The organism is Streptomyces sp. NBC_00104 (assembly GCF_045160825.1).
Classification (GTDB): domain Bacteria; phylum Actinomycetota; class Actinomycetes; order Streptomycetales; family Streptomycetaceae; genus Streptomyces.
Window position 1 is genome coordinate 6,273,212 of record NZ_CP108215.1, and the last position, 15,016, is coordinate 6,288,227.

Annotated in this window: 12 protein-coding genes and 1 pseudogene; 8 read left to right on the forward strand and 5 right to left on the reverse strand. The window is 72.9% G+C overall.

Translation table 11 applies throughout. The features are described 5' to 3' along the window. Positions 1 to 289 precede the first annotated feature (289 nt). The gene (locus tag OG272_RS27670) at positions 290 to 2,635 is read left to right on the forward strand and encodes a serine/threonine-protein kinase (RefSeq protein ID WP_405895130.1); all 2,346 of its coding nucleotides are present in this window, start codon (positions 290 to 292) and stop codon (positions 2,633 to 2,635) included. A gap of 41 nt (positions 2,636 to 2,676) precedes the next feature. Here the strand turns inward: OG272_RS27670 and OG272_RS27675 are convergent. Continuing rightward, positions 2,677 to 2,850 (reverse strand): annotated as a pseudogene (locus OG272_RS27675) (SGNH/GDSL hydrolase family protein); the annotation flags it as partial. Between the two features lie 145 nt (positions 2,851 to 2,995). Next, positions 2,996 to 3,763, reverse strand: coding sequence for an SLATT domain-containing protein (locus tag OG272_RS27680; protein ID WP_327728451.1), 768 nt, complete (start codon positions 3,761 to 3,763; stop codon positions 2,996 to 2,998). 295 nt (positions 3,764 to 4,058) lie between these two features. Here OG272_RS27680 and OG272_RS27685 point away from each other — a divergent pair, with 295 nt between their 5' ends. From OG272_RS27685 to OG272_RS27705, 5 genes are all read left to right on the forward strand, one after another. Beyond that, complete coding sequence (locus tag OG272_RS27685) at positions 4,059 to 4,406, forward strand: YbaB/EbfC family nucleoid-associated protein (RefSeq protein ID WP_326579682.1); 348 nt, start codon at positions 4,059 to 4,061, stop codon at positions 4,404 to 4,406. Positions 4,407 to 4,550: 144 nt separating this feature from the next. After that, a complete protein-coding gene (gene recR / locus OG272_RS27690) occupies positions 4,551 to 5,150 on the forward strand; it encodes a recombination mediator RecR (protein WP_326579680.1) in 600 nt (199 codons plus the stop codon). Continuing rightward, complete coding sequence (locus tag OG272_RS27695; protein WP_327728450.1) at positions 5,143 to 5,805, forward strand: DUF5063 domain-containing protein; 663 nt, start codon at positions 5,143 to 5,145, stop codon at positions 5,803 to 5,805. Before recR ends, OG272_RS27695 begins: the two co-directional genes overlap by 8 nt. A gap of 580 nt (positions 5,806 to 6,385) precedes the next feature. Continuing rightward, positions 6,386 to 6,961 carry a hypothetical protein gene (locus tag OG272_RS27700; protein ID WP_405895131.1) on the forward strand — a complete coding sequence of 192 codons (576 nt, stop codon included), beginning with the start codon at positions 6,386 to 6,388 and terminating at the stop codon, positions 6,959 to 6,961. Between the two features lie 524 nt (positions 6,962 to 7,485). Continuing rightward, positions 7,486 to 8,421, forward strand: coding sequence for a M56 family metallopeptidase (locus OG272_RS27705; protein WP_327728448.1), 936 nt, complete (start codon positions 7,486 to 7,488; stop codon positions 8,419 to 8,421). On the opposite strand, the gene OG272_RS27710 is transcribed toward OG272_RS27705, so the two are convergent. After that, positions 8,418 to 9,260, reverse strand: a complete 843-nt coding sequence (locus tag OG272_RS27710) for an alpha/beta hydrolase (protein WP_327728447.1) — start codon at positions 9,258 to 9,260, stop codon at positions 8,418 to 8,420. The genes OG272_RS27705 and OG272_RS27710 overlap by 4 nt on opposite strands. A 427-nt stretch (positions 9,261 to 9,687) precedes the next feature. Between OG272_RS27710 and OG272_RS27715 the strand changes: the two genes are divergently transcribed. Then, positions 9,688 to 11,808, forward strand: a complete 2,121-nt coding sequence (locus tag OG272_RS27715) for a tetratricopeptide repeat protein (protein WP_405895133.1) — start codon at positions 9,688 to 9,690, stop codon at positions 11,806 to 11,808. Between the two features lie 158 nt (positions 11,809 to 11,966). Then, entirely contained in the window at positions 11,967 to 12,467 is a 501-nt protein-coding gene (locus tag OG272_RS27720) for an SgcJ/EcaC family oxidoreductase (RefSeq protein WP_405895134.1), read from the forward strand. A 63-nt stretch (positions 12,468 to 12,530) separates the two neighbouring features. On the opposite strand, the gene OG272_RS27725 is transcribed toward OG272_RS27720, so the two are convergent. Further along, positions 12,531 to 13,901 carry an ATP-binding protein gene (locus OG272_RS27725; RefSeq protein WP_405895135.1) on the reverse strand — a complete coding sequence of 457 codons (1,371 nt, stop codon included), beginning with the start codon at positions 13,899 to 13,901 and terminating at the stop codon, positions 12,531 to 12,533. Further along, positions 13,898 to 14,692, reverse strand: a complete 795-nt coding sequence (locus tag OG272_RS27730) for a response regulator transcription factor (RefSeq protein ID WP_405895136.1) — start codon at positions 14,690 to 14,692, stop codon at positions 13,898 to 13,900. The genes OG272_RS27725 and OG272_RS27730 overlap by 4 nt, the downstream gene beginning before the upstream one ends. Between the last annotated feature and the right edge of the window lie 324 nt (positions 14,693 to 15,016).

Genomic DNA, 15,016 nt, shown 5'->3' on the forward strand with positions numbered 1-15,016 from the left:
CAGTTCCCCGCGCCCCTGAAAAGCGGGGGCTGCGCCCCGGGCTTTCGGCCCGCAGGGGCCGTGTCTTTCAGGGGCGCGGGGAACTGCGCGAGCAGGCGCTGTCGGGCGCTCTGGACCACCTCGCGGCGGATCCGGAGGCCGGCACGGCACCGGCCGCTGTTACGGAACCGTAGACACCGCTCCATCCGCCTCCCCGTACGGCCGCACTACGATCGGTCCGTTGCGCACGTACGCGACGTACCCGTACGTACGCGTACACATATGCAGGGGGAGACGGGGGACGGTGGCCATGGAGAAGCTCGGGCCGGGGGATCCGCAACGCATCGGGGCGTACCGACTGCTCGCGCGGCTGGGGTCGGGCGGCATGGGGAACGTGTACCTGGCCCGGTCCGAGCGGGGCCGTACCGTCGCCGTGAAACTGGTCCGGCAGGAACTGGCGGAGCAGGAGGAGTTCCGGGCCCGGTTCCGGCAGGAGGTGCAGGCCGCGCGGCAGGTGGGCGGGTACTGGACCGCGCCGGTGCTGGACGCGGACACCGAGGCGGCCATCCCGTGGGTCGCCACCGGGTACGTCGCCGGGCCGTCGCTGCAGGCCGTGGTCGGGCGGGATCACGGGGCGCTGCCCGAGCGGTCCGTACGGATCCTCGCGGCGGGGCTCGCACACGCGCTGGAGGACATCCACGCGGCCGGGCTCATCCACCGGGACCTCAAGCCCTCCAACGTGCTGGTGACCATCGACGGGCCGCGCGTCATCGACTTCGGTATCGCGCGGGCGCTGGAGACCGTCACGGACGGCGGGCTCACGCGCACCGGCGCGCTCGTCGGTTCGCCCGGGTTCATGGCCCCCGAGCAGGTGCGCGGCGACCGCATCACCCCCGCCTGCGACGTCTTCTGCCTCGGCTCCGTCCTCTCCTACGCCGCCACCGGCAACCTCCCCTTCGGCGCCGCCCACTCCGGCGTCCACGCCCTGATGTTCCGCATCGCCCAGGAGGAACCGGATCTGGAGGGGCTGCCCGAAGGCCTCTACGACATCGTCCGCGACTGCCTGAAGAAGGACCCGGCCGCCCGCCCCACCCTGGCCCAGATCCTCCAGCGCACGGGCGCCGAGGACACGGTCTTCGCGGGGCGGTCGCGCGATCCGTGGCTGCCGAGTGCCCTCGTGGCCCAACTGGGGCGGCACGCGGTGCAGTTGCTGGACGCCGAGGATCCGGAGGAGTCGGCGGGCGCGGGAGCGCCGGGGGCGGGTGCCCCGGGGGCCGCAGGGGGTTCGGCGGCTGCCGGAGGTCGGGGCGGGTCGGCGGTTCCGGGGGGTGCGGCGGCCGGGGCGGGTGCGGCGGCCGCGGGTGGCCCGGGTGGGTCGGGCGGTCCCGGTGGGTCGGGAGGTCCGGCGGATCCAGGTCGCTCAGAGGTGTCCGGTCCCGCCGGGCAGCCGGCCGCGGCGGCTTCCTCGGCACCGGCCCGGCCCACCGCCGCGCCGCGGTCCGGTCCCGCGGACCAGCCCTCGGCTCCGGCGGCGCCCGCTTCCGCGACCCCGCCCGCTCCCGCAGGTCCGCCGTCGGCTCCGCCCGTGTACCCGCTCGGCGCCCCCCATTCTCCGTACGGTGGCTCGGGCGCCCCGTCCGGCGTCCCCGCGTCCCCGCCCGAGCATCCGGCCGCCGCGTCCGGGGGCGCCGTACCGCCTCCGCCGGGGGCGCCGGGTGCCGCGCCCCTGGACCGGATGCCGACGCGGATCGCGGGGACGGGCTCGCAGCCGCCTCCGCCGACCGCCCCGCCCGGGCCGGCGCCCGCCGGGTACGGCTTCCCGCAGCAGTACACCCAGCAACCCGCCCACGGCTACGGGCAGCAGCCCGGCGCCGCCCCCGGTTACGGCTATCCACAGGGTGCGCCGCAGGCTCCGTACGGGGCGTACGGGCAGGGGCCCTACGAGGGGCCCTACGGGGGAGGGCAGGGACCCGGCGCCGCCGCCGGGCCGGGCCTGGGCTCGACGCCGCCGTACGGGCCGAATCCCCTCTACGGGGCCGGGGCGGGCCCGGGCGGGCAGCCCGAGGACCCGCGCGGGAGCCGGCGCTCCTCCGTGCTCCTCGTCGTGGTCGCGCTGGTGGTCGCGCTCGGGGCGGGCGGCTCGGTGTACGCCCTGATGAAGAAGGGGGACGACGGCGGTAAGGAGGACGACGCGAAGGGCGGGCCGGCGACGAGCGCGCCTCCGACGCCGGGGCCCGAGACCGACCGGCCGACGGACCCGGGGGTCTCCCCGGAGGAGACCACCGAGTCGCCCGACGCCGGCACGATCCCGGAGGCGTTCCTCGGCACCTGGAACGCCACCCTCGCCGGCTCCGACGGCGCGGACACCCGGCAACTCGTCATCCAGCAGGGCGAGGTCGGCGACACCGTGCTCTCCCTCACGGCGGACGGCCCGCTCGAAGGCGGCGGCACGTACCACTGCGTGTTCGAGGCCGCGCTGACGGACGAGCCCGCCGACGACGGCCCCCTGCGGATCGGCCCCTCCACCGTCACCACCGGCGAACCGGCCGCCTCCTGCTCCCCGGGCGCCGCCACCACCGTCACCCTCCTGCCCGACGGACAGCTGCGACGGGTCGACTCGGCGGGGAAGTCGGTGACGTACGCGAAGGCCGACTGAGTGTTGTCTTATCAGGGGCGCGGGGAACTGCGCGACCGGCCCCCGTGACGCTCGGAGAGAGCGTGCACGACCGTGTTGACGGCCCGCTGTCGCCGGGCGAGGGGGCGGGCGAGCGCCCCGGGCAGGCCGAGCATCGCCCCGGGGTCGGGCGGACACGCGGTGAGCAGCACCGCGCCCCGCTCCCGGAAGGCCGCGTAGATCTCGTCGAGGCGGGCGAGCCCCCACCCACCGGCAGCCGAACAACGCACCCGATGACACCCCCGGGCGTCGAAGGGCCAGCGCCCCTGGGGGATGGGAACGCCGGATGGGAACGGGTAGGGGCGGCGGGGGCGAGAAAAGGCCCCCCGCACCCCCCGGCGGCTACCGAGCCTCCGGCGGCCGCTGACGAGGCATGTTCGGTCGAGACCCCGGCGGCATCGGCACCCGCCCGTTGGCGCTCCCCTCGGGCCGGGAGACGGAACCCCCCGTCTGCGCACCCAGCGGTGCGGCGCCCGTCCGGAACTCCACCATCCAGTCCGCCGTCTCCGCCCGCACCAGCTCCGTGATGTCCTCGGAGAACCGCCGCAGCACCCCGAGGCACCGCTCGGCGGCCTCCCCGGCCGTCCCCTCCGCCGGTCCCAGCACCTCCCGCGCACTCTCGGACGCCCAGTCGAACCGCAGCACCTGGAGCCGCCGCTGCACCGCCTGGGCCGTGGCGACGTCCCGCATCCACCCGGAGGTGACGCCGAAGAACCGGTCCACCGCGACGCACGCGACGCAGGACAGCAGCGCGAGATACCCCCAGGGAGCCACCCCGCCCACCGCCCCGGTGAGATCGAGCAACGGCAGCGCGGCCCCGGCGAGCGCCCCCGTCGCCGCCCCGACCCGCAGCACGCGGGCCGCCAGCCGTTTCCACACCCGGTCCGCGAGATACCACGCGGCGGTCTCCAGAGCCGCCCGCTCCACCCAGTGGTACAGCTCCTCCAGCCGCTCCGCCGGCGCCCCCCAGTCCCCCCGGGGAAACGGCCGCCCGGCCAGATCCCCCACCCACGGCCCGGTCACCGCCGCCCACGGCTCCGCCCACAGCCCGGACCCCTCACCCCGCCCGTCCTGGGGTCCCCCCTCGGGCTGCATCTCCGGCTGGCTCACCCGGCACTCCCTACTGACGACGCTGCTGACGACAGTGCGAGACACACGTACAGGCACTCACAGGCACGTACAGGCACCCCGACGCGGCCGGACCCTTCCTACCTCCCAATGGGTGGCGAAGACCCCGTTTTCACCGCTTTTCCCCCTGGAAGAGGACCTTGATCAGGTATACGAATTCCCGCCGGCTCACTCGAAAGAGTGGCGCGGCACAGGCCGTGCCGACCACGTAGGCTCGTGGCGACCGAAAGAACGTCCACGGCGACGTCCGTGAGAGAACTCGTGCGAGGAGCTGAACGTGATCCCCGGTGGTGGCCAGCCCAACATGCAGCAGCTGCTCCAGCAGGCTCAGAAGATGCAGCAGGACCTGGCGAGGGCGCAGGAGGAGCTCGCGCAGACGGAGGTGGACGGTCAGTCGGGCGGCGGCCTGGTGCGGGCCACCGTCACCGGCTCCGGAGAACTGCGCGCCCTGAAGATCGACCCCAAGGCGGTGGACCCGGAGGACACCGAGACGCTCGCCGACCTGGTCGTCGCGGCCGTCCAGGCGGCCAACGAGAACGCCCAGACCCTCCAGCAGCAGAAACTGGGCCCCCTCGCCCAGGGCCTCGGCGGCGGTGGCGCGGGCATCCCCGGCCTGCCCTTCTGAAGCCGCTCGGCAAGCCGTCCGTAACCCCCTCCGGACTCCCACGCGACCCCCCTCCGAGCCCATCCGTGCCCCGTACCGCCTTCCTCGGAACGGCGGCGGCCGACTACGGTACGTACTGAAAGACACCAGGAAGGACGGCAGTCCGTGTACGAAGGCGTGGTCCAGGACCTCATCGACGAACTGGGGCGGTTGCCCGGCGTCGGTCCCAAGAGCGCGCAGCGGATCGCCTTCCACATCCTGCAGGCGGAGCCGACGGACGTACGGCGGCTCGCGCAGACCCTCCTCGAAGTGAAGGCGAGGGTCCGTTTCTGCGCGACCTGCGGCAATGTCGCGCAGGAGGAGCTGTGCAACATCTGCCGCGACCCGCGCCGCGACCCGACGGTCATCTGTGTCGTCGAGGAGCCGAAGGACGTCGTGGCGATCGAACGCACTCGCGAATTCCGGGGCCGGTACCACGTCCTCGGCGGCGCGATCAGCCCGATCGAGGGCGTCGGCCCGGACGACCTGCGGATACGGGAGCTGCTGACCCGTCTGGCCGACGGGACGGTCACCGAGCTGATCCTGGCCACGGACCCGAATCTCGAAGGCGAGGCCACGGCCACGTACCTCGCCCGCATGATCAAACCCATGGGCCTCAAGGTCACCCGCCTGGCCAGCGGCCTCCCGGTGGGCGGCGACCTGGAATACGCGGACGAGGTGACCCTCGGCCGCGCCTTCGAGGGGAGACGATTGCTCGATGTCTGACGCCACGCTGCACGCGACGGACCTGAACCCGGACGACTTCGCGGTCCAGATCGCGGACCAGATCGAGAGCTTCCTGGTCGCCGTCACCGAGGTGGCCAAGGGCGACGAGCCTGACTCGGCCGTCCCTTTCCTCCTCCTGGAGGTCTCCCAGCTGCTCCTGGCCGGCGGCCGGCTCGGCGCGCACGAGGACATCGTGCCGGACGAGCGCTACGAGCCCGACCCGGGCCCCGAGCCGGACGTCGACGAGCTGCGCGAGCGCCTCGCCGTCATGCTCGACCCGGTCGACGTCTACTCCGAGGTCTTCGACCCCTACGAGCCCCGCAAGGCGCCGGTCCCGGCCCGTATCTCCGACGACCTCGCCGACGTCATCGCCGACCTCCGTCACGGTATGGCCCACTACCGCGCGGGCCGCACCAGCGAGGCCCTCTGGTGGTGGCAGTTCTCCTACTTCTCCAACTGGGGCTCCACGGCCTCGGCGACGCTCAGGGCCCTTCAGTCCCTGGTCGCCCACGTCCGTCTCAACCAGCCCCTCGCCGAGCTGGACGGTCTCGACACCGACCAGGAAATGATGGGCGACGAGACCCTGGAGTTCGAGGCGGGCGCGGTCATGGAGGAGGAGATCGCGGGCCCGCTGGGCCTGCGGAAGGTGAAGTAGCCGCTCACCGTCCGTGCGACGGGGCACGGGCACGGGCACGCTTCACGCTTCACGGCGAGGTGCGGCTCTCACGGCGGGACACGTCGCGCGGCGGGGGCGGGCGCGAGAGCGCGGCGCGTCCAACTCCCGCCGTACGCATGACGGTTTACGCCACGGGCGGTCATCATGTGACGTATGAGTGCCTTGTTCGAGGGTCGCCCCGGCGTGGAAGCCTCCGGCGCGGATGCCATCGCCGCCGGTGGAAACATCGCGCAGGCGTTCACCGGTGCCGGTTCGGTGGGCCTGCACATCAACAGCGTCGGCGTGCTGGCGCCGCACGCGTGCCCTCCGGCCGAGTCGGTCGACTGCCACTCTGGACGACGACCACCCCGTGGTGACCATGCTGACCGCCGGGCTGGATGCCCCGGCCGTCCTGGAGGCGGGCGTGGACGAACGTCCCGAACCCCTTGACCCGCCTGGGCTTTCCGGGCCTCACGAATCCGCCGGGCCCCCGCCCCCGGGCCGGTAGCGACCGGCCCTGCCGGGTACCGACTTGGACCTTTCCCGCCCATACGTCCCAGGTGCACGCCATAATTCCCCCATGACACTGAAGCCATGGGCATGGGCCGGTCTTGCGATCGCCGGGCTGGGTGTGGTCTCGCTGGTCGGGTTCGCCTTCGTCGACCTGGGATCGGCCGATCAGATCGCGAGCGTGGCGGGAGGGTCCGTCGGTGTCATCGGGCTCATGCTCGCCGCCATCGCGCAGTTCGGCGGCTCGTCGCCGTCGACGCCCCCCGCCCCCACGCCGCCCGCGCGGAACGTCGACGCATCCGGTGCCGGGGCGATCGCCGCGGGCGGCAACATCGACAGCGCGTCGACCGGCGGTGCCTCGACCGTGCCCCCGGCCCCGGCCCCCGCCCCGGTTCCCGCTCCGGCCCCCGACCCGGGCGCCCCCGGCAACCGTGTGGCCGCCTCCGGTCAGGGCGCCATCGCGGCCGGTGGCAACATCGCCTCGGCCTCCACCGGGGGCACGGCCCCGCCCGCCGCGCCACCGCAGACCTCGCAGACCGCCCCGTCCGCCGCTCCCGGCCCCGGCCCCGGCACGAACGTGACCGCCTCCGGCCACGGCTCCATCGCGGCGGGCGGTGACATCGGTTCGGCGTCCACGGGCACCTGACGGGCGCGGACACGGGGGCGACGGCGGAGTCGTCGGGCGAGAGACCGATCGCGGCGAGCGGGTCGATCGGCACGGTTCACCGGGGACCACGCGGCTCCGATGTTCGTCGGCCGACATCGGCAAGTCGACCCTGGCCGCTCATGGGGCCTCGGAGCGGGCGCACGCGTACAACCCCGTTCGGTGGATCAGGGCGGAGACCGAGGGGTCTGCTGGAGAGCGGACAGGCCGCCCAGGCTCGGGTACTTCGGGATCGGCGCCGTGAGGAGTGGGAGCGCCTGGTCGAAGACCCCCGCCTACCCCAGCCGGTGCGCAGGTCGCTGAGCGATCCGCTCCGAACACCGGGTCCGTCACCGGGTCCGTCACCGGGGGCCGTGACGCTTCGCTCACGGCTTGCTTCCGCCGATGGCATCCGCCGTGTTCCCGGGTAGCGTGTCCTCTCGGCTGCGGAGGCCGTAGCCGCATACGCATACGTACGTCAGCGACCCGCACGCCCTCGCCCCCCGACAGGAACCGGACCCATTGACGTGACCGTTCTCCTGCTGCTTCTCGCCGCCGTGGCCCTGACCGCCGCAGTGCTGGGCCCCCGAGCCCTGCTGAAGGCGGTGTGGCCCGAGCGGGAACCCGTGGTCGCGCTGTGGGCGTGGCAGTGCCTGGTGGCGGCGGCGCTGCTGAGCTGCCTCGCGGCGCTGGTGCTGGGCGCGGCGGCGGTCTTCGAGACGGTCCGCACGCACGCCTTCGCCCCGGCACCCCCGGCCGTGACCGCCGCGTACGACCTCACGGCCGCGCCGCCCTGGACGGCCGTACTGACGCTGGCGCTGGCCTGTGGGGCGGCGTGGAGCGGCGCGATGCTCGCCCGGGAGCTGGTCGAGGCCCGGCGTCGCCGTCACGTCCGCCGCGCGCATCTGCGGGAGCGCGCCCCCGACCTCCCGGCGGGCCTGCCGCAGGCGAAGGGCCCGTTGCTGGTCCTGGAGGACGAGTACCCGGACGCGTGGCTGATGCCGGGCTCGCCGCCCCAACTGGTCGTCACCACAGGCGCGTTGGGCAAGCTGAGTGATCGCCAGCTGGACGCCGTGCTCGCCCACGAACTCGGTCACGCCCGCGCCCGTCACGACTGGCTGCTCCACCTCTCCACCGCCCTCGCCACGGGCTTCCCGCGCGTCCCCCTCTTCGCGCACTTCGCCGACCAGACCCACCGGCTGGTCGAACTGGCCGCCGACGACACGGCGTCCCGCCGCTGCGGCCACCTCACCACGGCCCTCGCCCTCATCGAACTCAACCAGCACCGGGGCGTGTTGAGCTGCTCCAACACCCGCCGTCTGCTGGGCGACCGGGTGGAGCGGCTGCTGGAACCGCCGCCGCGCCTGGACCGCGCCCGCCGCGCCGCCACCACGACGGCCGCCGCGCTCCTGGCCCTCCTCCCCCTCCTCATCGCCTTCGCACCGGCTCTGGGGACCCTCTAGTCAGTCTTCGCCCGCAGGAAGTCCAGGAGCAGGGCCGTGAGTTCGGCGGGCGCGTCCTCCTGGACGAGGTGCCCCGCACCGGCGATCGGCTCGAATCGGGCGTCCGGGATGCGTTCGGCGAGCTCCCGCCCCTTGGCCAGCGGAATCCAGCCGTCGTCCTCGCCCCAGCACACCAGCGCCGGGATGCCGATCTCCCCGTACCGGTCCTGGATCTCGTCGGTGTGGGCCTGGTCCGCCTGGGCGATCTGCCGGTAGAAGGCGGGCTGCCCGTGTTCGCCGAGCCACGGCTGTACGAGCCGGTCGAGGACCGCCGGCTGCAGCCCGGGGCTGCTCGCGGAACCCACGTACTCACGCACCAGGGCCCGGTGCAGCGCGGGCGGCAGCTGTTCGAAGACCTCGGCGTGCCGGCCGAGCAACCGGAAGGACGGGGACCCCCACGGAGCCAGCGCCACCGGGTCGACGAGGGCGAGCGCGCGGTACCGGGCCCCGTGCAGCAGATGCGCCCGCAGCGACACGGCCCCGCCGAAGTCATGGGCCACCACCAGGGGTTCCTCCAGAGCCCAGTGCTTCAGCAGCTCGGCGAAGACCCGGCCCTGGGCGGCCAGGGAGACGTCCTGACCGGTGTGCATGTCCGACTCGCCGTAGCCGGGCATGTCCCACACGAAGACCTGGTACCGGCCGGTGCCGACCAGTGCGCTGGCGACGCCCCGCCAGACGTACGACGAGAAGGGCGTGCCGTGGAGGAGGACGACCGGATCCAGTCCGGGATCCCCGAGGCTGCCCCACCGCACGTCCCCCGACGCACTGGGGAAGGTCTCGGTCAGTCGCACTTCACTCACGGTGGGGTTCCTCTCGGTCGGCTTGAGCCGTGCGCACGGCGGTCAGCAGCAACTCAGGGGCCAGGTACGGAGTTTGCGGGGTCGGTTCGGAGTTCCGGTGCGGTGGAATGGTGTCGCCGTCGAGGGTCGGGGTGCCGACGTGGGTCACCGTCCACATGCCCCTCGCGGCCGACCCGAACCGCCGCACACCCGGCGAGGGGCGGGCCAGGCTCGATGGTGACCGAGGTGATGCACGCCGGGGTGTATCGGCTCCGGCGCGCCGTGGATGTCGCGCGGAATGTGAAGCGGACGGGCCGATGCCGGGGTACGTGCCGGAGTACGTGGACCGAGCCGCCTCGTCCCGTCCGGGCGTCCCGGCACCTCCACTCGCCGCGCCACAGCCGTCATGATGTGACCCACGGGTCGCGCGCGCGGACGGGGGCGAACGGTGAGTGGTGGATCGGCGGGGGAGGCGTCCGGCGGGCGTTCGGTCGAGGCCTCGGGGGAGCGGGCCGTCGCGGCCGGGCGGGACATCCGGCAGGTGGCCACCGGGGACTTCGTCACGCAGGTCGAGCGGGCGACCGTACTGCCCGCCGAGGCGCTCGCACCCGGAGCGGTGACCGGGCCGGTGCGGTATCTGCCCCGGCGGACCGTGCAGTTCGTCGGGCGGGAACGTGAACTCGCCCTGCTGGAAGAGGCGTTCGAGGCGCCCGGCGGGGTCGTGGTGCACGCCGTGCACGGGCTCGGTGGCGTCGGAAAGTCCACCCTGGCGGTGGAGTGGGCCGCAGGTCGGGGCGTCGACGTCAACCCCGTCTGGTGGATCGCCGCCGAGTCCCCGGCCCAGCTGGACGCGGGCCTCGCCGACCTCGGCCGGGCCCTGACGCCCGCGCTGGCCGGCACGCTCCCGGAGGCCGCCCTCCGGGAACGTACGCTCCAGTGGCTGTCCGCCCATGGCGGCTGGCTTCTCGTCCTCGACAACGTCGACGACCCCGCCGACATCGAGCCGCTGCTCGCGCGGGCGGCGAACGGCCGGTTCCTCGTCACCACCCGCCGGGGAGCGACAAGTTGGCGCGGGATCGGGCGGACGCTGGACCTGGATGTTCTGCGACTCGACGAGGCCGTGGAGCTGTTCACCCGCATCCACGCCGGACCGGCCGACGGGGTCGAGGAGTTGTGCGCCGAACTGGGCTGTCTGCCGCTGGCGATCGACCAGGCCGCCGCGTACTGCCGCGAGGCGGGGATCACGCCCCGGACGTACCTGGGTCTCCTCGCCCGGCGCCCGGCGACCCTGTACGCCACCGGCCCGGAGGGCGGTGACGCGCAGCGGACCCTCGCACGGGTCTGGCGGGTGACCCTCGACCGGCTCGCGGACACGCCGAGGGTGGCGATGCTGCTGCAGATCCTCTCCTGGTGGGGTTCGGAAGGGATCCCCCGCGAGTACGTCGAGCTGCCCGGCGACCCGCTGGACGCCACCGAGGCGATCCGGCGGCTGGCCGCACACAGCATGATCACCCTGGGGGACGGGACGATCTCGGTGCACCGACTGGTGCAGGCGGTGACCCGCACGACGGATCCCGGGGATCCGCACCGGGTGGAGGCCCAGACCGCCGGGGGGCGCCGGGTCGCCGTCCAACTGCTGAACCTGGCCGCGTCCCGGTGGGATCAGGCAGTCGACGAGCGCGACATGAGGGGCCTGCTCGGACCCGGGAGACGGGTCTGGGCGACGCATGTGGAGGCTTTGGCCGCGCGGTATCCGGCGGAGCGGGACACGGCGGACACCGCGATGCTCTTCGCCAGAGCCGGCATGCTGCTCGCGCTGAGCGAACCCGGTCCGCGCGCCGTGGCGCTGTGCGAGCGGGCGCTCGGCGCCGCGCTGCACGCCAACGGACCGGACGACGAAGAGACCAGGATCGCGCGGGAGGCCCTGGCCGAGGTCTGCTTGATGACCGGGAACGTCGACCGGGCCCTGGAACTGAGGATCCGGACGTTGGCCGACTGCGAGCGTCTCTTCGGCCCCGACCACCAGGACACGGTCGGAGCGCGGAGCAATCTGGCCGGCACGCTGGCGGAGGCGGACGAACAGACGCGCGCTCTCGGGGCGACCTTCGCGCACGCCCGGGAGGCGGAGCGTGCCCTGGGCGAGGACCGATCGCGTGCGGATGACGCGCGCGGGGTGCCCCGCGCGACGCCGACGACCAACTCCTCCGCCGACGGGGCAGGACACGCGGTCTGGTCCCTCAGCGGGTCCCCGGACCACGATCCGGAAGACCCCGTGCAGGTGCTGGCTCTGGCCCGCACCGCAGCCGAGGAAGGTTACTCCCAGCGGGCCGTCGCCCTGGCCGAAGCCGCCGTCGCGCTGTCCCGCCGTCAGCTGGGCGTCACCTCGCCCGTGACCCTCCTCGTCCGCGCCTACCAGGTCGTGCTGCTGCGCGGGGCCGGGGAGGACGAACGCGCCGAGGAACTGGCGGCCGGCGTGAGCGACGACGCCCTGCGTTCGCTCGGCAACTCGAAACTCGGCAGGAACGTGCGTCGGCTCGTTGCCGGGCCCCCTCCGGACGAAGCGCCCTGACCCCGCCCCGCCCACCCTCCGGGACACCTTGTACGAACCTTGCCCCGGGCCTGTACGTCCACTGCACGGCCCCTAACCGGCGTCACGCGAATCTTGAGTCACTTCCACCGCACAGGAAGCGGAGGCAGTAACACCCCAACCTCGCACGGGAGATCGCGATGACCCGCAAGAACCGCATACGCGCCGCCATCGTCACAGCCGCCGCCGTCGTCACCGTAGGCACCGTCACCGCCGGAGTCAGCACGGCCGGTGCCGAGGCCACGCCGAAGAAGCCCTCCAAGAAGGAGATCGCGGCGCTCTTCGACGGCTGGAACAAGTCGCTGCGGACCGGCGACGCGAAGAAGGTGGCGGATCGCTACGCGAAGGACGCGGTGCTCCTGCCGACCGTCTCCAACAAGGTCCGCACCAACCGTGCCGGCATCGTCGACTACTTCGACCACTTCCTGGAGAACAAGCCCCAGGGCAAGAAGATCCAGACGATCATCAACGTGCTCGACAGCAACTCCGCGATCGACACCGGTACGTACGCTTTCACGCTCACCGACCCGAAGACCGGCAAGAAGCGTGTCGTCGAGGCCCGCTACACGTACGAGTACGAGAAGCGGAACGGCGTGTGGAAGATCGTGAACCACCACTCGTCGGCGATGCCCGAGGGCTGAGCGGCAGCCCCCGCCGGCCACAGCCGGGGCTGAGCCGACCACCCCCCGGCTCAGCCCTCCCGCTCAGCCACCCCCGGGCCGCGCCGCACGCAGCGTGAGCGCGACGCGCAGCCCGCCCCCGGGCGCGTCCTTGAGGGCCACGGTTCCGCCGTCGTCGGTGACGAGTTGCTTGACGACGGCGAGGCCGAGGCCCGAACCGGACCTCCCGGTGAGGCCCTGACCGCGCCAGAAGCGGTCGAAGGCGCGGGACTTCTCGGCGTCCGACATACCGGGCCCCTCGTCCAGCACCGACAGCACCACCTCATCGCCCCGCGGCTCCACCAGGACCGTGATGGCCGCACCGTCCGGTGAGACCTCCAGGGCGTTGGACAGCACGTTGTCCAGGACCTGGTCCAGATGACCGGGACTGGCCAGCACAAGCGGCCGGCCGTCGGCACTCCCCCTGAGCGTGATGGTGACTCCGCGCTCGTCGGCGGCCGGTCTCCACACGTCGAGGCGTTCCTGGATGACGTCGCGCAGGGACAGCGGTTCCGCCGCCGTCACCTTCGCCTCGGCCCGCGCCAGCACCAGCAGGCCGTTGACCAGGCGGCTCATCCGGACCACCTCGGCGGTGGCCTGCTCCACGTCCTCCCGTACGAACTCGTCGTCCGTGCCGTCCGCGATGTTGTCCAGGGACAGCCGCAACGCCGTCAGGGGGGTACGCAGTTGGTGCGAGGCGTCCGCGACGAAGATGCGCTGCGACGCGATCAGCGTGTCCAGTCGTTCGCCCGCCTGGTTCAGCGTGCGCGCCAGGGTCTGCGTCTCCTGGGGGCCCGTCACGGGGGAGCGTGCCGTCAGGTCGCCGTCGCTGAGCTTGCTCGCCATCTCGTTGAGCTGGAGGAGGGGGCGGGTCAGCCGGCGGGCCACGAAGACACCGATGACCGCCGCCGCCCCGAGGACGAGCACGGCCAGCCCCGCCCGGAAGCCCCAGATCTGCCAGAGACGGGACGTGAGGTGGTCGGTGGAGAAGACGACGCGTACGGCGCCGACCACATCGCCCGTCGTCGCGTCGCGGGCGGGAACGGTGACCACCAGGTGCTTGCCCCAGATGAAGTCCGAACCCCAGTCCTCCGTCTTCTCGCCGTCCCGCAGCGCCCTGGTCAGCGCCGTGTCGCGGGCGGGAGCGGTCAGGCCCTCGGGCGTGCACCCGTTGGTGGTGGCCACCTGGACCTTGACCTCGGCGGGTTCGTACGCCTTGGCCAGCCGTTTCAGCGCCTCGCAGGAGGCGTCGTCGCCGTTGCCCAGCAGACGGGCCATGGTCTCGGCCTCGCGCCCGACGGAACTGACGGTGTCGCCCCGCAACTGCGAGGTGAGCGTGAACGCCACCGGGACGGTGAACAGCGCGATCGCGACGGCGACGAGAACGACGTAACTGCGAAGCAGCTGACGGATCATGAGGCGCCGGAGCCCTCAGCGCCCTTGACGGCAGCGTCCTTGACGGCAGCGTCCTCGACGTCGGCGTCCTTGACGGCAGCGCCCTTGACGTCAGCGTCCTTGACGTCCTTGACGGTCTCGCCCTCGTTCACGATCAGCCGGAACCCCACACCCCGCACCGCCTCGATCGTGATCGCCCCCGCCAGCTTCCGCCGCAGCGCGGCCACGTGGACGTCCAGCGTCTTCGTCGGCCCGAACCAGTTCGCGTCCCAGACCGCCTCCATGATCTGCTCGCGCGACATCAGCGCCCCCGGCTCCTCGGTGAGGAAGGCGAGGAGGTCGTATTCCTTGGGGGCGAGCCCCACCTCCGTACCGTCGAGGTGGACGCGCGCGGCCTTGCGGTCGACGGTGAGACGGGTGCCGTAGCGGTCGGGCCCGGCGGGCGCGTCCGCGGCGCGCGGCTGCACGCGGCGCATCACCGCCCTTATGCGGGCGATCACCTCGCGTACGCCGAACGGCTTGGAGACGTAGTCGTCGGCGCCGAGCTCCAGGCCGACCACGCGGTCCGTCTCGTCGCTGCGGGCGCTGATCACGATGATCGGCACCTGGCTGCGGTCCCGCAGGGCCTTGCAGACGTCGAGGCCGTCGGTGTCGGGCAGGCCGAGGTCGAGGAGGACGACGTCGTACGGGCCGTCGTACGACAGCGCCGCCCCGCCCGTGTTGACCCACTCCACCGCGAAGCCGTACCGCAGGAGCCCACGCCGCAGCGACTCGGCGACCGGCTCGTCGTCTTCCACCAGAAGTACGCGCACGGCCATGACCTTAGTGCTTGAAAGTTGGGGTTCCGCCGTCGCAGGGGGCTCTCGGTGTGACTCCAGGCACTTTTCCCCGTCCGCGCCGACTGTTCGGCGACGACCTGGGCAGAGACGTTCCCGGAGCGGTCGAAGGTCCGGACGAGAAGCCGGGTGAAACCGGTGGAAGGTCCGGAGAAAACCCAGGTGATCAAAGGGTGAGCGGGACATCTCACCATGCGATACCAGGGAAGGGATATTCGGCCGCTCGATAGACTGAGCCGACCGCCGCAGCACGTGTCCATACGAATGAGTACGTGTGTATGTGCGGATATAGGGACCGAA